Genomic DNA, 19,976 nt, shown 5'->3' on the forward strand with positions numbered 1-19,976 from the left:
CCACTTCCTTGAGGAGTACTCGCATTCGTCCGCGCCGGAGGTCTTCCTCGCCGCCGCGTCGCAGCGGACGAAGCGGATACGGCTCGGGCACGGAATCGTCCAGCTGCCGCCGGCGGTCAACCATCCGGCGCGGATCGCGGAGCGCATCGCGACGCTCGATCTCGTGTCGAACGGGCGGGTCGACTTCGGGACGGGGGAGTCGAGTTCGAGCGCCGAACTCGGCGGGTTCGGGGTGCGGCGCACCGAGAAGCGGGCCCAGTGGCAGGACGCCATCGACGCCATCACCCGGATGTTCGTCGAAGAGCCGTTCGCCGGGTGGTCGTCGGAGTACATCCGGATGCCGCCCCGGAACGTGCTGCCCAAGACCGTGCAGAAGCCGCATCCGCCGCTGTGGGTGGCGTGCTCGCGGAGGGAGACGATCCAGTTCGCGGCCCGCAACGGCATCGGGGCGCTCTCGTTCTCCTTCGTGGAGCCCGAGGACGCCGGCAAGTGGGTGGACGAGTACTACCGCATCATCGCGTCGGAGGAATGCGTCCCGGCGGGGTTCGCGGTGAACCCGAACGTGACCGTCGTCCTGCCGATGATGCTGCACGAGGACGAGGCCACGGCGATCGAGCGGGGCATCGACGGGGCGCACTTCTTCGCGTTCGCCCTCGCGCACTACTACGGCCCCACCCCGCACGATCCGGGGCGCACGAACGTGTGGGAGGAGTTCCAGCAGCGCAGGGAGGCCCGCGGCTTCTCCCGCGAGCAGATCATCGCGAACGCGGAGACGCTGAACGTCAACGTCGGGTCGCTGCGCGGGGCCGTGGGGACGCCCGCGCAGGTCATCGACCTGATCCAGCGCTACGAGTCGGCGGGCGTCGACCAGATCTCGTTCGTCCTGCAGTCGGGGCCGAACAGGCACGAGCACATCTGCGAGTCGCTCGAACTGTTCGGGAAGGCCGTCCTGCCGCACTTCACCGAGGGGCGCGAAGAGCGCGAGGCCGCGAAGGCGGAGCGGCTGGCCCCCGCCATCGAGGCCGCCCTCGCCCGCCGCGCCCCCGCCCGCGCGGCGCCGCCCGGCTACCGCATCGACGAGGAGGCGGAGGTGGCCCGCGCGAACCGGTCGCGCCGCCCGCTGCGCGAGGAGGTCCGCACCGCGAGCCGCAGGCGGTTCCGGCAGGGCTTCTACAGGCTCGTCCACGGCCGGACGGACGAGCAGATCGAACGGCGTTTCGGTCCGAGCGCGCAGCGCCTGTTCTTCGCGGGGATGGCCCGCGCCTACGACCCGTCCGCGGCGGGCGGCTTCACGGGCGAGCTGGAGTTCCGGCTGACCCGCACCACGTGGACGCTCGTCATCGGCGAGAACCGGGCCCGCGCCCACCCCGGGCCGGCCGATGACCCGGCGCTGACCCTCATCGTGGAAACGGCGGACTTCCTGCGGATACTCGCCGGCGACGCGAACCCGGCGACCCTCCTCATGGACGGCCGCCTGGAACTGCGCGGCGACTTCGAGCTGGCCCCGCGGCTCAGCGAGATGTTCGGCGGCCCGTCCCCGTACTGACCGCTCGGCGGCGGCCGTGGTCCCCCGATGACCACGGCCGCCGAATAGTCAGACGTGCACGCCCCCGCGAGAGTTCTCGCCCCGGCGAAAAACCTCCGCGGAATCAGCTCGATCGCCGGCTCCTTCCGGGACGGGGTTCGCCCTCGTCCGCTCCGCCGGTGCCCCCGCTGATCGACGGCCGTCCGGCGATCAGGTCGCTCAGCCAGTCCCCGAGCCGCTGCACGGGCAGCCGGTAGCGGCGCTCGCGCACCTGCGCCCGCCGCTCCTTCCGCGATCCCGGGCGGTACCTCCGCCGCGCCCAGGGCGAGCCGGGCCGCGCCAGCCGGACGGCCCCGACCAGCGCGACCACGCCGATGAACAGGCCGATGAGCCCCGTCCAGACCTTGCCTTTCAGCAGGGCGACCGTTGCGACGAGCAGATCGAACAGCAGGACGACCGTGAGCGCCCACAGCCCGTCCCCGGCCACGTCGTCGACGCCCATGGGCCGCAGGCCCAGCAGCAGCAACCCGCACAGCGCGATCGTGATGAACACGACCTCGACCGACAGGCGGCCCTGCTCGCTCCAGTAGACGTCCTCCAGGTGCAGGACGAGCGCGAACTCGTCCAGGACCAGCGCCGTCCCGATTCCGAACACGGCCGCGGTGGCCGCCGCCCACCCGGACGAGCCGTCCTGGACGGAGAGCCCGCCCACACCGCCGACGCACATGAACACGAGCCCGAACACCACGTGATGGACGTGGTGCCCGCCGGGTGTGACGTTGCCCGGCCACCACCGGACCTGCCGCCGGATCATCCGCACGCTGAACCGGATGAACAGGAACCCCGCGATGAACGCGAGCAGGAAACAGAACAGCCGCAGCCGCCCGGTGTCCGCGATCTCCCGTGTGAACCACTCCCCCACATGGCCCCCATTCCCGCGGCGACGCGAAAGTACCTCGCACAGGCACGAACAACACCGCCTGACCTGTCCGTTTGGAGATCTGGTGGGCGGAGCGATGAATAGGGCGGCGCCCGCAGGTCAACCTCCTGACTGGCACGACCGACCATCAGGAGCAGGACATGGGCCTCATCCACATAGAGCTGTTCACGACCCTCGACCTCGTCGCGCAGGCGCCCGGCGGACCCGAGGAGGACCCGGAGGGCTTCCCGTTCGGCGGCTGGCAGGCGCCCTTGATCGACGAGGTCACCGGTGCGCAGATCGAAGCCTCCTACGAGGGCACCGACGCCCTCCTGCTCGGCCGGCGCACCTACGACATCTTCGCCGCCTACTGGCCCCACCAGCAGGGCGGCCAGGACAACAAGATCGCCGAGCTGTTCAACCGCGTCCCCAAGTACGTGGCGTCCCGCGGCAAGCCCGACCTGCCGTGGGCAGGGTCCGAACTGCTCGGCCCGGACCTGGCCGAGGCGGTCCGCGAGGTCCGCGACCGGCACGAGCACGTGAAAGTCGTCGGGAGCGTGAACCTGGTGCAGACCCTCCTGCACGAGAAGCTGTTCGACCGCCTGAACCTCTGGGTGCACCCGATCGTGCTCGGCGTCGGCAAGAAGGTGTTCGACGGCGGCGAGGTGCCCACGAACGTCACGCTCCTCGAACCGCCGGCCGCCAGCCCGGCGGGCACCGTGCACCTGCGCTACGCCCTCGCCGAGGGCACGCCCAGGACCGGGGACATGACCGAACCCGACCGCGGTGTCGGACGCGACGGCTGAAACCACGCCGCCTCGACCGGTCTCACCCGCCGGTCAGTCGACCGAGTCGTGACCTGCAGTCCGGCCGGGACGCCGTGGCCGCGGGCCTCGGCCCCGGCTCCGCGCTGATCTCGGCGACGGCTCGACGGCCTGGCGGCCTTCGTGGTCGTCAGCCGGCGTGGAGGACTCGGAAGCGACCGGGTTCCGCCGGATCTCGATCAACGACTTGAATCGGCGGCCACGCCCATTGCCAAGCGCTGATGCCCGGTGTGCGGGAGAACTGGATCCGTCCTCGGGTGCCTTCGAGTGCGACGTGCGGCCAGGATGCGGCGATGCGCGCCCGGTCCGCGCCGTGGGAGCGCAGCAGTTCGGCCAGGACGGCGATCGTGTCATAGCCCTCGAAGGCGACGAACGAGGGCGCTTCGGCCAGCTCCTCGCGGAGGGCCGTCTCGACTCGGGCGCCCAGCGGGCCGAGGCGCTCGGGCAGGTAGCGCAAGAAGGGGATCGCGGCACCCTCGTCGCCCAGCGACGCCGCCCATCCGGGGAACTCCGGCTGGCCGGCCGGGGCGCCGATCATGGTTTCGGCAAGGCGCCGATCGCGGCGGACGGCCTGGACGATCGACACCGCCGGTTCCGGGTGGCCGACCAGAAGAAGGAGAGCCGTCGCGCGGCTACCGACGAGTTCATCGCACATGGCCGCCGGGTCGAGCGTCCGCATGTCGAATTCGATGATGGAGCCGCCGCGTGGAGCAAGGCGGTCCCGCAGAATGCGGACCCCGGACGTCCAATAGACGCTCGGCTCGGCCGCCACGGCGATCCGGCCGTGGCCCGCCCGCAGGAGGAAGTCCGCGTAGATCTGCCAGCCGCGGGACTGGGCCGGGGCCAGCCGCGCGACCCATTGCGTCGGCTGTTCAGTGAGCGCGTCGAGAACCGCCGACGAGCAGAGGAACGGCAGGCCGAGGGCGTCGGCCTTGGCGGCGGCGGCGCGGGCGACGACGCTGTGGTACTCCCCCGCCAAGGCCGCCACGCCCAGGCCCGCCAGCTCCTCCACGGCCGCCGCAGCCCTCTCCGGATCGGCCGCGGTGTCCCGGACCACCAGTTCGAGCGGCCTCCCGGCGATCCCTCCGGCGCCATTGACTTCGCGGACGCCCAGTTCCAGCCCGGCGAGCAAATGCCGGCCTGCCGCGACCCAGCCGGGCGGAGTCAGCGGCACGAGCGCGCCGATCTGAACGGACGGCCGGTCGCCCCGCCCCGCACCATGTGGTGATGGTGGCGTGTTCATACGTTCGCCGTGCATGCCGGGCCCGTCCGCACCCCCGCCGGCAGCACCGTAGAAGAGCGTCCTGAGGACGTCGGTGGTCGCCACCCGCCGCGCGCCGGTCGCCGTGGAACCGGTGCTGTCCGCCGGAAGGACGCGCAGGAGGGACGCCCGAAACCCTCGCTCGCCAAAGGGCGGTCCACCCGGAACAGCTTGGCCTCCGGGATCCGCAGGAGCGCCCGGAGCAGCGCTTCGAGCCACGCCGGCTCCGCCTTCTGGACGGTGTCGTCGGTGACCTTGACCGCCCGGTTCCAGTACCGGTCTCGGTGGGTGCGGGCCAGCCCTATCCGCCGAACCGCTTCCCCGATCTCCATCCCCGAAGTATCACCCGTTCCGGCGGGCAGCGGCCCCGGAAGTCCGGACCCTGCCGGACGTAGCCGACTTCGCGGGCAACCCACCTCGGCGTGGGCAAAGTGGGCGGTCAGCGGCCTTGGAAGTTCGGGGGGCGGTTTTCCAGGAAGGCGGTTATGCCCTCCTTGGCGTCTTCGGTGGCGGTCAGGGAGACCAGTTCGCCGAGGAGATGGGCCACCTGGTCTTCGAGGGGGCGGCCTTCGATCGCGAAGAACGCGTCGCGGCCGCGGCGCAGGCCCACGGGGCTCTTGGACGCGATGGCGCGCGCCAGCTCGTCCACGCGGGCGTCCAGGTCGGCGCGCGGGACCGCCTCGGTGACCAGGCCGATGTCGCGGCCCTCGGCGGCGGTGATGCGGGCGCCCGTGTAGTAGAGCTTGAAGGCGTGCTTCGGGGCGACGTTCCGGTTGATGATCGCCATGATCATCATGGGCCAGAGGCCGACGTTGACCTCCGGGGTGGCCAGTTTGACGTCGTCGGCGGCGATCACCAGGTCGCAGGCGGCGGCGAGGCCCAGGCCGCCCGCGACGGCGTGGCCGGCGAGGCGGGCGATGATCGGCTTGCCCAGCCGCGGGAAGGCCGTGAACAGCCGGAACGGGGCGCTCTCGCGGACGGCGGAGGCATCGGCGACGGAGCGGCCGTCCGCCTGCGCCTCGCCGAGGCCGCCCAGGTCGGCGCCCGCGCAGAACGCCCGGTCGCCCGCGCCCGTCAGCACGATGACGCGCACGCCGTCGTCGGCCTTCGCCCGGTCGAAGGCGTCCAGCAGCTCGCCGATCATCCGGTCGCTGAGCGAGTTGCGGGCCTCGGGGCGGTTCAGGGTGATGCGGGCGATCCGCTCGTCCACCGCGTAGATGATCGTCTCGTACATGCCCCTCTTCCCGGTCGAGAACGGCGTCCGCCCCTGGAGCGCGGCTCCAGGGGCAGACTACGGCGTGGTCAGAGGCGCTCGATGATCGTGGCGTTGGCCTGGCCGCCGCCCTCGCACATCGTCTGCAGGCCGTAGCGGCCGCCGGTGCGCTCCAGCTCGTGGAGGAGCTTGGTCATGAGGACGCCGCCGGTCGCGCCGAGCGGGTGGCCGAGCGCGATGGCGCCGCCGTTGGGGTTGGTCTTCTCCAGCGAGGCGCCGGTGTCGTGCGCCCACGCCAGCGGGACCGGGGCGAACGCCTCGTTGACCTCGAACACGTCGATGTCGTCGACCTTCAGGCCGGACTTGGCGAGGGCCTTCTCGGTCGCCGGGATCGGGCCGGTCAGCATGTAGACCGGGTCGGAGCCGCACACCGCGAGCGTGTGGATGCGGGCGCGCGGGGTCAGGTTGTGCCGCTTGACGGCCTCTTCGGACGCGATGAGCAGCGCGGAGGCGCCGACGGAGATCTGCGAGGCGACGGCCGCGGTGATGACGCCGCCCTCGCGCAGGACCTTCAGGCCCGCCATCTTCTCCAGGGTCGTGTCGGGGCGGGCGCCCTCGTCGTGGGACAGCCCGTTGATCGGGGCGATCTCCCGGTCGAAGTAGCCGGCCTCGATGGCCTTGGCGGCGCGCCGGTGGCTCTCCAGCGCGAACTTCTCCAGGTCCTCGCGGGTGAAGCCCCACTTCTCGGCCATCAGCTCGGCGCCGCGGAACTGGGAGATCTCCTGCATGCCGTACCGCTCGGCCCAGCCCTCGCCGTACGGGAAGTCCATCCCCTTGACGATGCTGGAGCCCATCGGCACCTTGGCCATCTGCTCGACACCGGAGGCGACGACCAGGTCCTGGGTGCCGGACAGCACGCCCTGCGCGGCGAAGTGGATCGCCTGCTGCGACGAGCCGCACTGCCGGTCGATGGTCACGCCGGGCACGCTGTCCGGCAGCCCGGCCGACAGCCACGCGGTGCGCGCGATGTCGAGGGACTGCGGGCCGACCTGCATGACGCAGCCCATGATGTTGTCCTCGACCGCGGAAGGGTCGACGCCGGTGCGGTTCACGAGCTCCTTGAGCACGTGGGCCCCGAGGTCGGCCGGGTGGACGTCCTTCAGGGCGCCCTTCTTGGTACCGACGGGGGTACGGACCGCGCCGACGATGTACGCCTCGGCCACTACGCCTCCAAATTGTGGGGTGGTTCCGTCCCGGAAACCGAGTGAGATTCGGTTAGTCAGTATGAGATTACATCCATCATGGCGCAACGCCATGTGAGCTGAGTCTCCGCCTACGTCCTGTGGACGGGCGCGGGCCGCAGCAGCTCGCCGTCCACGTCGTCGCCGAGGGACGCCTCGGCCAGGCGGGTGAGGAGGTCCGCCAGCTCGGGGTGCTCCTCGGGATCCCAGCCCTCCACGTGCCGGCACAGCCCCTCGCGGCGAGCGGTGAAGAGGCTGTCCGCGACGCGCCGGCCGGACGCGGTGATGGCGAGCGTACCCTCCCGGCGCTGGACGTACCCCGCCTCGACCAGCCGGTCGATGTACGGGCGTCCCTCCTCGACCGTCACGCCGGCGCGGTCGGCGAGCTCCTGCCGGGCGACCTCGCCGTCCTTGGCGATCCGGCACAGCGCCCACACGCTGCCCAACGGCAGCTGCACCCCGCACAGGCCGGCCAGGCGCCCGTAGAGCTCGGCCGCCTTCGGGTCCCGGCGCATCAGCTGGCTCAGGGCGCGCTCTATCTCGTGCCTGGACGAGCGGACGGTCGGCGCCGCGCCGAAGCCCTCGCCGTAGTCGCGCGTCTGCGAGGTCGCCCGCAGCGGGACCTCGCGCAGGAACCAGGTCAGCACGAACGCGAACGCCGCCACCGGCACGGCCCACAGGAACACCGAGTCGATCGACTGCGCGTAGGCGTGCAGGACGGCGTTCTTCACCTGGGCGGGGAACCTGTCGAGCAGCATGGGGTTCCCCTGGACGGCCGCCGGGTCGAACCCGGGCGGCAGCACCGGCGCCAGGCTCTCGACGTGCGAGGCGAGCTGGTTGCTGAAGATGGAGCCGAACACGGCGACGCCGAACGACCCGCCGATCTGCCGGAAGAACGTCACCCCGGACGTGGCCGACCCGAGGTCCTCGTAGGACACGGCGTTCTGGACGGCGATGACGAGCACCTGCATGACCAGCCCCAGCCCGAACCCGAGCAGCGCGAACCGCAGGCTCATCTCCAGGGTGGAGGACGTCTCGTCCAGCCTCGACAGCAGGTACAGCGCGCCCGCGATCATCGGCGTGCCGACCACCGGGAAGACCTTGTAGCGGCCGAAGCGGGTGATCAGCTGCCCGGATCCGATCGAGCTGACCAGCATGCCGAGCATCATCGGCAGCAGGTAGACCCCGGACAGCGTCGGCGACACCCCGTGCACGACCTGCAGGAAGATCGGCAGGAACGTCAGCGCGCCGAACATCGCGAAGCCGACCGCGAAGCTGATCGCCGCGCCCAGCGCGAACACCCGGTTCACCAGCAGCGCCGGCGGCAGGACGGGCTCGGCGGCGCGCCGCTCGACGAGCACCCACACCCCGATGAGGACCACCGACGCGGCGGCGAGGCCGATGATCGGCGCGGACGACCAGGCGTACGTCGTCCCGCCCCACGTCGTCACCAGCACCAGCCCGACGGCCCAGCCGACGATCAGCAGCGTCCCGAGGTAGTCGATGCGGTGCCGCTCCCGCTCGCCCGTCCGGGGCAGCACGGCGGCGATCACGATGAGCGCCAGCACGCCGACCGGCAGGTTGATGTAGAAGACCCAGCGCCACGACAGGTTGTCGACGAACCAGCCGCCGAGCAGCGGCCCGCACACGCTGGACACGCCGAACACCGCGCCGAACAGCCCCTGGTAGCGGCCGCGTTCGCGGGGCGGCACCACGTCCCCGACGATCGCGACGACGAGCACCATCAGCCCGCCGCCGCCGAGCCCCTGCAGCGCGCGGAACAGGATCAGCTCGAACATGTCCTGCGACAGGCCGCACAGCGCCGACCCGATCAGGAAGAGGACGATCGACGCCTGGAACAGCCGCTTGCGCCCGTACTGGTCGCCGAGCTTGCCCCACAGCGGCGTCGAGGCCGTCGAGGCGAGCAGGTACGCCGTCACGACCCACGACAGGTGGTTGAGCCCGCCGAGGTCGCTGACGATCGTGGGCAGCGCCGTGGACACGATCGTCTGGTCGAGCGCGGCGAGCAGCATGGCGAGCATGAGCGCGCCGAGGATGACGTACAGGTCGCGGCCCTTCGGCATGGCCCGCTCGTCCGGCGCCGCGTCCCTGACCGTCGTCATGCCCAGCCCCCGCCCGGAAGACGCTGTTCCCGTGCGGGGGTCTACCCAGGGGCCGGGCGGGATCACCCGGCCCGGAGCCGCGGGGTCAGCCCATGAGGTCGGAGGCGACCTTCGCGGCGCCGACCCCGGCGGCGCCGGCGGCGACGCCCACCGCTCCCGCGGTCACCCACAGCGGCAGTGCTCCGCGGGTCTTCAGCCCGCTCACGACGTCGAGCGAGTCGACGGCGAGGCCGAGCCGCGCCCACAGCCGCCGCCCGTGGTCGTCGCTCAGCAGGTAGCCGGCGCCGAGGGCGATCTCCCGGGCGGCGAACATCCGGGCGACGTAGTCGCGGCCCGGGTCTGCGGCGCCGCCGAGCCCCATCAGCTTCACGGTCAGCCGCGGCGCGGCGAGGGCGGCGAGCCCGAGGGCGATCCGCCCGCGCGCCAGGTTCGTCATCATGCCGTCGACCTTGTCCCGGCCGTCTACTTCCTTTGCATCTGCCACAAAGGTGAGGTTAGCGGGCCCGCCCCGGCGGCCGACCGGCGGGTAACCCGTTCCTTACACGTCTATCGTGCAGAGAGGCGGCACTCCCCCCGCTCGGAAGGTGACCCATGGAAGGCATCCTCGCCCTCGTCGTCGTGTCCCTGCTCGCCGCGTTCTGCGTGCGCTGGGCCGCGGTCCGGCTGCGGGTGCCCATGCCCACCCGCGTCGCGGTGATCACCGTGTTCGTCCTCGTCGTCCTCGCGCTGTACGGGCGGCATCTGCAGGGGTGAGCCGGCGCGGGGCGAAAGGTTCGGAAATTCTCATGCGGCGGGCTGAACTTCCTCCCCCGCCGGTGAGTCATAACTGACGAAACCCGGCTTCACGCCCCGCCCGGCGACGCCCGACCAGGGAAGCCGGCCCGAGCCGAGGGAGTGCACCCGTGCCGCAACCGGCGCCCGCCGTCCAGCGCAGCGGCGGCACCATCGCCCCGCACCTGAGGCGCCTGCTGGAGTTCGTCGAGCCCGGCCGCGACGACGTCTGCCTGGACGTCGCGCGGGGCCGCGGCCCGATGCCCGCCGCGCTGTCCCCCCGGGTCCGGCACGTGACCGCGGTGGACGCGATGCCCGAGCCGCCCGCCCGCGCCGGCGCGTCCGGACGCATGTCGACGATCGAGTTCGGCACCGGCCCCGTCCGCATCACCGGCGAGGGCGGACCGGACGGCGGACCGGACGGCGACGCGCTCCCGGCCGCCGCGACCCGCGAGGACCGCGTACGGCACCCCATCGGCCCCGACCGCCCGACCATCAAGGCGGACGCCACCGCGCTGCCCTACCGGGACAACTCGTTCTCCCTCGTCACGGCCCGGTTCTCCCTCTACACCCTGGGCGACCCCGACGGCGTGCTGCGCGAGCTGCTGCGGGTGTGCCGCCCGGACGGACGGGTGGTCATCGCCGACCTCGTCCGCGGCAACCTCGCCGGACCCGAACGCGACCGGATCCAGCGGCTCCGCGACCCCGACCACCCCGGCACCCCGTCCATCGCCCGGCTCACCGAGATGATCACCTCGGCGGGCGGCAGCATCCGGCGGCTGGACGTGTTCACCGTGGAACGCCCCATCGAGCCGTGGCTCGCCGGCGCCTGCGACGACGCCACCGCCGACCGCATCCGCGAGGCCCTCATCGACGAGGTCGACGGCGGCCCCAAGACCGGCGCGAAACCGCGCATCATCGGCGGCGAGCTGTGGTTCACCCAGACGTGGGCCCACGTCGCCGCCGAACCGATCCCCTGAGCACCCGGCGACTTCGCCGGCGGGCGGCCCGGAACTCCCCCGATCAGGGGACGAGGACGGCGGCGCCGGTGAAGCGGTCTGCGGCGAGGTCGGCCAGCGCACGGTCGGCCTCGTCCAGCCCGTACGGGCGGGTCGTGACGGCGAGGTCCAGCCGCGCGGCCAGCGTCAGGAACTCCTCGCCGTCCGCGCGGGTGTTCGCCGTCACCGACCTGACCTGGCGCTCCTGGAACAGGTACCGCCGGTAGTCCAGCGCCGGGACGTCGCTGAGGTGGATGCCGGCGATCGCGCACGTCCCGCCGCGGTCGAGCCGCTCCAGCGCGGCCGCCACCAGCTCCCCCGCCGGCGCGAAGACGATCGCCGAGTCCAGCGGCGCGGGAGCGGCGTCGAACGAGTCGCCCGCCCACGACGCCCCCAGCTCCCGGGCCAGCTCGCGGGCGGCCGGGCTGCGGGTGAAGACGTGCACGTCGGCGCCCTCCGCGAGGGCGATCTGCGCGGCCAGGTGCGCGGACCCGCCGAACCCCCAGATGCCGAGCCGCCCGCCCGGCGGCAGCGCCGCGCGCCGCAGCGCCCGGTAGCCGATGATGCCGGCGCACAGCAGCGGCGCGGCCCGGACGTCGTCCAGCTCGGGCGGCAGCGCGTAGGTGTAGGCGTCCACGGCCAGCGCGTACTCGGCGTACCCGCCGTGCGCGTCCCAGCCGGTGTAGACCGACCGCGGGCACAGGTTCTCGGCGCCGCGCCGGCAGAACCGGCACGCGCCGCACGTCCCGCGCAGCCACGCCACCCCGACCCGGTCGCCGGCGCCGTGCAGGCACCCGGGGCCGGCGGAGACGACCTCGCCGACGATCTCGTGGCCGGGCGTCACCCCCGGCAGGTGGACGGGCAGGTCGCCTTCGGCGACGTGCAGGTCCGTCCGGCACACCCCGCACGCCAGCACCCGCACGAGCAGCTCCCCGGGGCCCGGGGAGGGCACCTCGCGGTCGGCGCGGCGCAGCGGCCCCGACGCGATCGGGGACGGCTTCTCCACCACCCAGGCGCGCACGGCTACGGCGTCAGCGGCAGCTCGAACCAGACGGCCTTGCCGTCCGGCGTCGGCCGGGCGCCCCACCGGGTGGCGAGCTGGTCGACCAGGTAGAGCCCGCGGCCGCCCTCGTCGGTCTCGCCGGCGCTGCGGATGCGCGGCAGGCGCATGTCGGAGTCGAACACCTCCACCCACACCGTGTCGGCGCCGCGGCGCAGCCGGAGCCGGAAGTCCTTGGTCGGCGGCTCGCGGCGGCCGAGGTCGGCGCCGAGGTTCCAGTCGTCCTCGTTGAAGTCCTGCCCGTCGAAGCGGTCGAACGGGTCGTCCTCCACGCCGCCGCCGAACTCGGTGTTGAACTGCACGGGCGGCGGCGCGCCGAGCGGCTCGCCGCCCCGGCCGGGCGGGCCGGCGGGCACCGGGACGACCATCTCGCGGCGCGGCGTGGGCGTCGCGGCGGCGTGCAGGACGACGTTCGTGACGACCTCGGACACCAGCAGGCACGCGAGCTCGGCCTGCTCGTCGAGCATCCCCCAGCCGGCGAACGTGTCGGCGGCCATCCGGCGCGCCTCCGACACCATGATCGGCTCGGCGGTGAAGGTGCGCTCCTCGACGGCCAGCTCGTCGCCCGCGGTGCGGATCACGACGATCGCGACGTCGTCGTCGATGTCGCCGGGCACCGCGTCGTAGGCGGCGTTCGCGACCGCCTCGACGCCGCCGCCCGCCGCCTTCGCGACGGCGGTGCGGACCATCTCCCGCGACTCCTCGCGGGTGTAGTAGTCGCCGTCGTCCCGGGGCCGCCGGTCGATGAGCCCGTCGGTGTAGAGGACGAGCGTGGAGCCCGGTTTGAGCTCGGTCGTCTCCTCGTTGAAGAGGATCTCGCCGCCCATGCCGGGGGCGCGCAGGCCGAGCATGCCGCCCTCGCTCTCGAACTCCAGCTCGCGGACCTCGCCGTCCACGACGAGGAGCGGCGGGTCGTGCCCGGCGTTGGCGAACTCGAGGACCCGCGACCACGCGTCGTACACGAAGTAGGTGCACGACACGAGCGGCGGGCGGACGAGGTCGTCGCTGTTCCACCCGGACCGCATCCGCTCGGGGCGCGTCATCGTCCGGACCCACTCGTCGAGCTTGCGCAGTATGTCGGCGGGCGGCTTGTCGTCCTGCGCGAACGCCCGCAGCGCGGCCCGCAGCTGCCCCATGACGGCGGCGGCGCGCGCGCCGCGCCCCTCGACGTCGCCGATGACGAGGCCGACCCGCCCCGCCGACAGCGGGATCACGTCGTACCAGTCGCCGCCGACCTGCGTCTGGATGCCGTGCCCGTGCGACTCCAGCGGGCGGGCCGGCTCGTACCGCCAGGCGATCTGCAGGCCGTCCAGCGCGGGCGGCCGGTCACCGGGCAGCAGGTGCTTCTGGAAGGCGAGCGCGGTGTCGCGCTCCTCCTCGAACAGCAGCGCGTTGTCGACGGCGAGCGCGACCCGGCTGGCGATCGCGCCGAGCAGGTCGCGGTCGAAGCCGTCGTAGTGCGGGTCGGGCCGCTTGGTCAGGTTCGACAGCGCGAGGCACATGACGCCGAGCAGCTCGCCGCGCACCAGCAGCGGCGCGGAGATCACCGAGGTGATGCCCATCTCGACGCCGAGCCGCTTGGACGACTCGGTGGGCGCGTCGAACCGGTGCTGGACCATGTCCTCGACGAGGACTGCGTCGCGGCGGTCCATCGCCTTGGCGCTGAAGTGGCCGGGCGGGTAGGAGACGGGCTCGCCGACCTCCGCCCAGGTGCCGGGCGGCGGCTCCCAGCCCCCGGCGTGCCGCGACACCCGGCGGTAGAGCCGGTCGCCGCTGTACAGGTCGATGAAGCAGTGGTCGGCGAACTGCGGGACGAGCGTGTCGGAGACGCGGCGGAGGGTGTCCTCCAGCTCCAGGGACCCGGCGAGCCGCTCGCCGATCCGCTCCAGGAGCCCGTAGCGCTCCTGCTCGCGCTGGTTGGAGCGGAGCGCCTCCCGCGCGAAGATGACCACGCCGTCGACCGCGCCGGACGGGTGCCGCAGCGGCACCGCGTGCGCCCGCGTGTACACGGTGGTGCCGTCGGAGCGCAGGTTGCAGAACGTGCCCTCCCAGACGCCGCCCTTGAGGACGTGCTTGGCCAGCTCCGTCGCCTGCTCGTGGTCCTCCTCGGCGATCCCGAGGGAGAGGATCGAGTGGCCGATGATGTCGTCGCCGCCGAACCCGAACAGCTGGCGCGCGAAGGCGTTGCCGTAGATGACGTTGCTGAAGCGGTCGCAGACGATGACCGCCATCTCCATCTGGCTGAGGACGGTCTCGGGTGGCAGACGCGCCTCGTCAGGCGCTTCCCCCCAGTGGTTCATCTCCCCATCCCGATCCTGCCGGCGGTCGCCGTCCCCCTCCCGGTGGTCACCGGGCGCGCTGGAACGGCCGCCGCATGAGTTCGCCTCGTCGTATTGAACGACGAACCCGCCGCCGGGATACGCCCGAAAGGCGCCCTGGTATGGAGATCTTCGGTATAGACCGCCGGGGCCGGTGCGCGCACGCCGACCGTGTCAGCGCCTGCTGACGAAGACGTGTTCGGCGATGTCGCGCGGCAGCTCCGTCGCGGGCCCCTCGTCCTCGTCGTCACTGATCACCCGTACCCCGTCATCGGTCGCCCGGAGAATCACCTCTCGTCCCGGTTGTATCCCTATCTGCTTGAGTCTAAGCATCAGGTCGCTGTCGCTCTGCACCTGCTCGCTGATCCGCCGGATCACCGCCTCCGCGCCGGCGGGGCTCGCCACCGCGGTCATCACCGACAGCGGCGCGTGGTCGCCGTCGTCGCCGTGCCCGCCCAGCTCGTCCAGGCCGGGGATCGGGTTGCCGTGCGGGCAGGTGGTCGGGTTGTCCAGCAGCGCCACGAGGCGGCGCTCGACGTCCTCCGACATGACGTGCTCCCACCGGCACGCCTCGATGTGGACGTCCTCCCAGGGCAGCCCGATGACGTTGACCAGCAGGCATTCGGCGAGGCGGTGCTTGCGCATGACGCGCGTGGCGAGACCGCGACCGCTCTCGGTCAGCGTGAGGTGCCGATCGCCCTCGACCCGGAGCAGGCCGTCGCGCTCCATCCGCGCGACCGTCTGGCTCACCGTCGGGCCGCTCTGGGAGAGCCGCTCCGCGATGCGCGCGCGAAGGGGAATGATCCCCTCCTCTTCGAGCTCGAAAACCGTCCGGAGGTACATCTCCGTGGTATCGATAAGGCCGTGTGAGGTCACAGCTCCCTCCAGTCTTATGGCCATCGAGTCTACTTGCTCGGACCCCGCCCCGCCGGGCCCCGCGAATATCACCCGAAGCCGGGTAGGGGGAACGCAAGATGAACGCGAAACCTTCCCAGGACGCGGAGCCGTTCCTGCCCGGGCCCCCCGCCGAGCGCGCCGATCTGGAGGCGCTGCGGCGCGCGGCGGCCGGCTGCCGGGGCTGCCGCCTCCACGAGGACGCCACGCAGACCGTGTTCGGGGAGGGCTCGCCGGGCGGACGGGTCATGCTGATCGGCGAGCAGCCCGGCGACCAGGAGGACCGCCGGGGCCGCCCGTTCGTCGGCCCCGCCGGACGCGTCCTCGACCGGGCGCTGGAGGAGGCGGGCATCGAGCGCGGCGACGTCTACGTCACCAACGCCGTCAAGCACTTCAAGTTCAAGCGGCAGGAGGGCGGCAAGCGGCGCATCCACGAGGCCCCGAACGCGGCCGAGATGCGCGCGTGCCGGCCCTGGCTGCTGGCCGAGCTGCGCGTCCTGGACCCGGACGTCGTCGTCGCGCTGGGCGCCACGGCGGGCAGGGCGCTGCTCGGCTCGTCGTTCCGGGTGACGAAGCAGCGCGGGGTGCTCATGCCGATGCCCGACCTGGAGACGATCGGCACCCCGGCCGCCGCGCGGCAGGTCGAAGGCGCGCCGCCCGAGCAGGCCGAGGCGCGGCTGCTCGCGACGATCCACCCGTCCGCCGTCCTGCGCGCCGAGGACCGCGACGAGACCTACGCGGGCCTCCTGCACGACCTGGAGATCGCCGCCGCGGCGCTGCGCTGAGCCGCGGCCGCCGCTCAGTCCCGCCGCTCGGTCCCGCCGCTCAGTCCTCCACCGAGACGGTCTCGGTCGTCCTGACGTCGTAGCGGAGCAGCGCCGGGACGGCGAGCGCGGCGAGGATCACCAGCGCGGCGCAGGCCAGGCCGCCGCCCACCCAGGACGCGGTGGCGCCGGCGACGCTCGCGGTCGCGCCGGCCCGCACGTCCCCGAGCCGGGGGCCGCCCGCGACGACGACGGTGAACACCCCTTGGAGCCGCCCGCGCAGCTTGTCCGGCGCGTAGGTCTGCAGCATCGACTGGCGGAACACCGCCGACACGAGGTCGGCCGCGCCGCCCACGGCGAGCAGCACCACCGCGAGCCACAGCCGCCCGGCGAGCCCGGCGGCGGCCACGGCGAGCCCCCAGACGACGATCGACACGACGAGCGCGATGCCCTGCTTGCGGACCCGCCCGATCCAGCCGGACGACAGCCCGCCGAGGAACGCTCCAATCGCGATGGCGGCGAACAGCCAGCCGACCGCGCCGCCGCCGCCGAACCGGGTCTCGGCCACTTCGGGGAACAGGGCGCGGGGCATCGCGATCGCCATCGCGATGATGTCCACGACGAACGACATCAGCAGCACCGGCTGCGTGGCCAGGTAGTGCAGCCCGTCGATCACCGACCGCAGGCCGGGCGCGCCGGTGACGTCGCCGAGCGGCGGGATCGGCGGCAGCCGCAGCGCCGCGTACAGCACGACGGTGAACAGCACGGCGTCGAGCGCGTAGGCCGCGGCGTAGTGCCAGTGGGCGAGGAGCACGCCGGCGAACAGCGGCCCCGCCAGCATCCCGAACTGGCTGGCGGTGAAGTTGAGGGTGTTGGCCGCGGGGACGAGCGTCCGGTCGACCAGCCTGGGGACGATCGCGCTGCGGGTCGGCGAGGCCACCGCGAACCCGATCGCCTGGATCGCCACCACGCCCATGATCAGGGCGAGGCTGCCGATGCCCAGCAGCGCCTGGACGAGCAGCAGCAGCGTCGCCGCCCACATCACGCAGGACGAGGCGAACAGCAGCCTGCGCCGGTCCATGTGGTCGGCGATCGCCCCGCCCCAGAGCCCGAACACGATCAGCGGGACGAGGTTGACGAAGCCGAGCACCCCCACCCACAGCGACGACTTCGTCATGTCGTACACCTGGACCGGGACGGCCACGGCGGTGACCTGGAACCCGACGAACGAGACGCCCTGCCCCAGCCACAGCCGCCGGTACGCGGGGATCCCGAGCGGCCGCGTGTCGATGGCCATCCGCCGCAACCGGCCGCGCACCGATCCGCGAGGCTCCGGGGGCTTCTCCTCCTCCCCGGGGGCGGCAGCGGACTCGGCGACGGCGTCAGGAGCGTCAGCGGGGGACGGCTGCTGTTCCGATGTCACGGGGACAGTCTGTCGGCCGTCCAGGGGCCGTGGTCGTCCGCACCCCCCGGAAATACTTCGCGGCGGTAGCGGATCCGGTCGTGGAGCCGGTCGCGGCGGCCCTGCCAGAACTCGATCGATTCCGGGACGACGCGGTAGCCGCCCCAGAAGTCGGGCAGGGGGACGACGTCGGAGCCCTCCTCGCCGGGCGCCCCCGGCGGCTGGCCCGCGGCCGGATCCGGCCAGCGCTCGGCGGCCGCGGCGTAGGCGCGTTCCAGCACGTCGCGGCCCGGGATGACGCTCGACTGGCGCTCGCTGGCCCAGGCGCCGAGGCGCGAGCCGTACGGGCGCGTGCGGAAGTAGGCGGCCGACTCGTCCCGGGTCAGCTCGGTCACCGGGCCCTCCACCCGCACCTGCCGGTAGAGCGGGTGCCAGGGGAACACCAGGGCCGCGCGCGGGTTCTCGGCGAGATCGCGCCCCTTGCGGGACGTGAGGTTCGTGAAGAAGCGGAATCCCTGCGGCCCGTAGCCCTTCAGCAGGACGAGCCGGGCGCTCGGCGCGCCGTCGGCGGACGCGGTCGCGAGCACCATCGCGTTCGGTTCGACGAGCCCGGAGGCGTGCACGTCGGCGAACCACGCGGCGAACAGCGCGAGCGGATCGGAGGGGAGCGCCGACTCGGACAATTCGCCCGACTCGTAAGATCTCCGGAGCCGCGCGGGATCGGGCGTTGGGGAACTCACAGCGTCAGAGCCTCTCACCTGGAGGTTGTGCAACGGGCATGACCCCTGGGTACTGGTCAGTAAGGCGGACAGGGTTCAATGGCACGGCACCGCCTTATCACTCTTGGAGACGAAAGGCAGGACGACATGTCCGACTTCAAACCCGGTCTTGAGGGGGTCGTGGCCTTCGAGACCGAGATCGCCGAACCGGACAAGGAGGGCGGCGCCCTCCGCTACCGGGGCGTCGACATCGAGGAGCTCGTCGGCCGCGTCTCCTTCGGCGACGCCTGGGGGCTGCTGGTGGACAACAGCTTCACTCCCGGGCTGGCCCCGGCGGACCCGCATCTGCTCCCGGTCACCTCCGGCGACGTGCGGGTGGACGTGCAGAGCGCGCTCCCCACGCTCGCCACCGCCTACGGGATGCGGCCGCTGCTCGACATCTCCGACGAGGAGGCCCGCGCCGACCTCGCCCGCGTGTCGGTGACGGCGCTGTCGTTCGTGGCGCAGTCGGCGCGCGGCGTCGGCGTGCCGATGGTCCCGCAGAAGCGGATCGACGAGTGCGCGACCATCACCGAGCGGTTCATGGTCCGCTGGCGCGGTGAGCCCGACCCCAAGCACGTCCGGGCCATCGACGCGTACTGGGTCTCCGCCGCCGAGCACGGCATGAACGCCTCCACGTTCACCGCGCGGGTGATCGCCTCCACCGGGGCGGACGTCGCGGCCAGCATGTCCGGCGCCATCGGCGCCATGTCGGGCCCGCTGCACGGCGGCGCGCCTGCCCGCGTGCTGCCGATGATCGAGAAGGTCGAGCAGCTCGGCGACGCCCGCAAGGTCGTCACCGACATCCTCGACTCCGGCGAGCGGCTGATGGGCTTCGGCCACCGCGTCTACCGCGCCGAGGACCCGCGCGCCCGCGTGCTGCGCCGCACCGCCAAGGAGCTGGGCGCGCCGCGCTTCGAGGCCGCCAAGGCGCTGGAGGACGCCGCCCTCGCCGAGCTGCGCGAGCGCCGCCCGGACCGCCCGATCGAGACCAACGTCGAGTTCTGGGCCGCGGTCATCCTGGACTTCGCCGAGGTCCCCACCGCGATGATGCCCGCCATGTTCACCTGCGGCCGCACCGCCGGCTGGGCGGCGCACATCCTGGAGCAGAAGCGCACGGGACGCCTCGTCCGCCCGAGCGCGAAGTACACCGGGCCGGGCAGCCGCTCGATCGACGACGTGACGGGAGCGGCGGAAATCCTCAAGGGCTGAAGGACCCCTCCCCCCGCAACGACTCGCCTTGAGGCCCCCGGACCGATCCCGGGGGCCTTTTGCGCGCCCGCCGCCCGCGCGCCCGCCGCCCGCGCGCCCGCTATTGAGAGGCCGCCCCGCGGTCCCCGGCGTGGCCGGGCGGGCAGGACGCCTCGCCCTGCTCGCCGGCGATCAGGCGGCCGCACACCTGCTTGACCTCGGTCGTCCCGTCCGGCTTGATCGTCGCCAGCAGCACCGGCTTGTCGAGGACCTGGTGGCCGGTGGTGCGCGTGCTGAAGCGGATGACGCCGCTCGCCCCGTTCCGCAGGACGTCGTGGTCGGGGTCGTTCAGCGCCGCGAACACCGATCCCGCCGACGGCAGCGCCTTCTCCTGCCAGTACACCCTGCTCGCCACGGTCGCGACGAGCGTCACGGCGTCGTAGGCGACGGCGGCGCGGGTGATGGACGGCCGCCGGCCGGTGGCGGCGTCCTCGTCCGTCATCTCCCGCACGGCGGGGTCGTAGTCGGAGTAGAAGGTCTGCGGGGCCTGGTCGCCGATCCACCGCCACGTCCACGCCTCCCGCGCGGCGAGCGGCGTGAAGTACAGGTCGAAGGTGTCCTTGCGGCCGAGTTCGGCGGCGTTGTCGCTGACGTACTTCGCGATCTCGTCGTCCGCCATGACCAGCGGCCGCTTCGGGCACGACAGCTCCAGGA

Annotated in this window: 18 protein-coding genes; 6 read left to right on the forward strand and 12 right to left on the reverse strand. The window is 72.8% G+C overall.

Annotated features, from left to right (window positions below; all coding sequences use genetic code 11):
• Positions 1 to 1,546: LLM class flavin-dependent oxidoreductase (locus ACIWVC_RS29365; RefSeq protein ID WP_396454834.1), on the forward strand; the 1,546-nt coding region annotated here is incomplete at its 5' end.
• Positions 1,547 to 1,649: 103 nt separating this feature from the next.
• Here ACIWVC_RS29365 and ACIWVC_RS29370 read toward each other — a convergent pair.
• Positions 1,650 to 2,447, reverse strand: coding sequence for a hypothetical protein (locus ACIWVC_RS29370; protein WP_396451387.1), 798 nt, complete (start codon positions 2,445 to 2,447; stop codon positions 1,650 to 1,652).
• Between the two features lie 158 nt (positions 2,448 to 2,605).
• Between ACIWVC_RS29370 and ACIWVC_RS29375 the strand changes: the two genes are divergently transcribed.
• The gene (locus tag ACIWVC_RS29375; RefSeq protein WP_396451386.1) at positions 2,606 to 3,250 is read left to right on the forward strand and encodes a dihydrofolate reductase family protein; all 645 of its coding nucleotides are present in this window, start codon (positions 2,606 to 2,608) and stop codon (positions 3,248 to 3,250) included.
• 148 nt (positions 3,251 to 3,398) lie between these two features.
• Here ACIWVC_RS29375 and ACIWVC_RS29380 read toward each other — a convergent pair whose 3' ends face one another.
• The 5 genes from ACIWVC_RS29380 to ACIWVC_RS29400 form a co-directional block, all read right to left on the reverse strand.
• The gene (locus tag ACIWVC_RS29380) at positions 3,399 to 4,595 is read right to left on the reverse strand and encodes an ABC transporter substrate-binding protein (RefSeq protein ID WP_396454835.1); all 1,197 of its coding nucleotides are present in this window, start codon (positions 4,593 to 4,595) and stop codon (positions 3,399 to 3,401) included.
• A gap of 373 nt (positions 4,596 to 4,968) precedes the next feature.
• The gene (locus ACIWVC_RS29385; protein WP_396451382.1) at positions 4,969 to 5,763 is read right to left on the reverse strand and encodes an enoyl-CoA hydratase/isomerase family protein; all 795 of its coding nucleotides are present in this window, start codon (positions 5,761 to 5,763) and stop codon (positions 4,969 to 4,971) included.
• 68 nt (positions 5,764 to 5,831) lie between these two features.
• Positions 5,832 to 6,965: an acetyl-CoA C-acetyltransferase gene (locus ACIWVC_RS29390; RefSeq protein WP_396451380.1), complete on the reverse strand. Its 1,134-nt coding sequence runs from the start codon at positions 6,963 to 6,965 to the stop codon at positions 5,832 to 5,834.
• Positions 6,966 to 7,075: 110 nt separating this feature from the next.
• The gene (locus ACIWVC_RS29395; RefSeq protein WP_396451379.1) at positions 7,076 to 9,106 is read right to left on the reverse strand and encodes an MFS transporter; all 2,031 of its coding nucleotides are present in this window, start codon (positions 9,104 to 9,106) and stop codon (positions 7,076 to 7,078) included.
• 85 nt (positions 9,107 to 9,191) lie between these two features.
• A complete protein-coding gene (locus ACIWVC_RS29400; RefSeq protein ID WP_396451377.1) occupies positions 9,192 to 9,590 on the reverse strand; it encodes a hypothetical protein in 399 nt (132 codons plus the stop codon).
• 107 nt (positions 9,591 to 9,697) lie between these two features.
• Here ACIWVC_RS29400 and ACIWVC_RS29405 point away from each other — a divergent pair, with 107 nt between their 5' ends.
• The gene (locus ACIWVC_RS29405) at positions 9,698 to 9,859 is read left to right on the forward strand and encodes a hypothetical protein (protein ID WP_396451376.1); all 162 of its coding nucleotides are present in this window, start codon (positions 9,698 to 9,700) and stop codon (positions 9,857 to 9,859) included.
• A gap of 149 nt (positions 9,860 to 10,008) precedes the next feature.
• Positions 10,009 to 10,857 (forward strand): class I SAM-dependent methyltransferase, encoded by an 849-nt coding sequence (locus ACIWVC_RS29410; protein ID WP_396451374.1) that lies wholly within the window; start codon positions 10,009 to 10,011, stop codon positions 10,855 to 10,857.
• A gap of 43 nt (positions 10,858 to 10,900) precedes the next feature.
• Here ACIWVC_RS29410 and ACIWVC_RS29415 read toward each other — a convergent pair whose 3' ends face one another.
• The 3 genes from ACIWVC_RS29415 to ACIWVC_RS29425 all read right to left on the reverse strand — a co-directional run bounded on the left by ACIWVC_RS29415 (position 10,901) and on the right by ACIWVC_RS29425 (position 15,129).
• Positions 10,901 to 11,896, reverse strand: coding sequence for a zinc-dependent alcohol dehydrogenase family protein (locus tag ACIWVC_RS29415; protein WP_396451372.1), 996 nt, complete (start codon positions 11,894 to 11,896; stop codon positions 10,901 to 10,903).
• Positions 11,897 to 11,898: 2 nt separating this feature from the next.
• The gene (locus ACIWVC_RS29420; protein ID WP_396451370.1) at positions 11,899 to 14,235 is read right to left on the reverse strand and encodes a SpoIIE family protein phosphatase; all 2,337 of its coding nucleotides are present in this window, start codon (positions 14,233 to 14,235) and stop codon (positions 11,899 to 11,901) included.
• Positions 14,236 to 14,427: 192 nt separating this feature from the next.
• Complete coding sequence (locus ACIWVC_RS29425; RefSeq protein WP_396451368.1) at positions 14,428 to 15,129, reverse strand: metal-dependent transcriptional regulator; 702 nt, start codon at positions 15,127 to 15,129, stop codon at positions 14,428 to 14,430.
• 98 nt (positions 15,130 to 15,227) lie between these two features.
• Here ACIWVC_RS29425 and ACIWVC_RS29430 point away from each other — a divergent pair, with 98 nt between their 5' ends.
• Positions 15,228 to 15,932, forward strand: coding sequence for a UdgX family uracil-DNA binding protein (locus ACIWVC_RS29430; RefSeq protein WP_396451366.1), 705 nt, complete (start codon positions 15,228 to 15,230; stop codon positions 15,930 to 15,932).
• Positions 15,933 to 15,972: 40 nt separating this feature from the next.
• On the opposite strand, the gene ACIWVC_RS29435 is transcribed toward ACIWVC_RS29430, so the two are convergent.
• Positions 15,973 to 17,208 carry an MFS transporter gene (locus ACIWVC_RS29435; protein ID WP_396451364.1) on the reverse strand — a complete coding sequence of 412 codons (1,236 nt, stop codon included), beginning with the start codon at positions 17,206 to 17,208 and terminating at the stop codon, positions 15,973 to 15,975.
• A 122-nt stretch (positions 17,209 to 17,330) separates the two neighbouring features.
• Complete coding sequence (gene pdxH, locus ACIWVC_RS29440; protein ID WP_396451362.1) at positions 17,331 to 17,996, reverse strand: pyridoxamine 5'-phosphate oxidase; 666 nt, start codon at positions 17,994 to 17,996, stop codon at positions 17,331 to 17,333.
• A 183-nt stretch (positions 17,997 to 18,179) separates the two neighbouring features.
• Here pdxH and ACIWVC_RS29445 point away from each other — a divergent pair, with 183 nt between their 5' ends.
• On the forward strand, positions 18,180 to 19,283 hold the full coding sequence (locus ACIWVC_RS29445; protein WP_396451360.1) for a citrate synthase 2: 1,104 nt from the start codon (positions 18,180 to 18,182) through the stop codon (positions 19,281 to 19,283).
• Between the two features lie 100 nt (positions 19,284 to 19,383).
• Here ACIWVC_RS29445 and ACIWVC_RS29450 read toward each other — a convergent pair.
• Positions 19,384 to 19,976: hypothetical protein (locus ACIWVC_RS29450; protein WP_396451358.1), on the reverse strand; the 593-nt coding region annotated here is incomplete at its 5' end.

Origin of the sequence: Actinomadura sp., from assembly GCF_044508335.1 — a bacterium.
Lineage (GTDB): Bacteria > Actinomycetota > Actinomycetes > Streptosporangiales > Streptosporangiaceae > Spirillospora.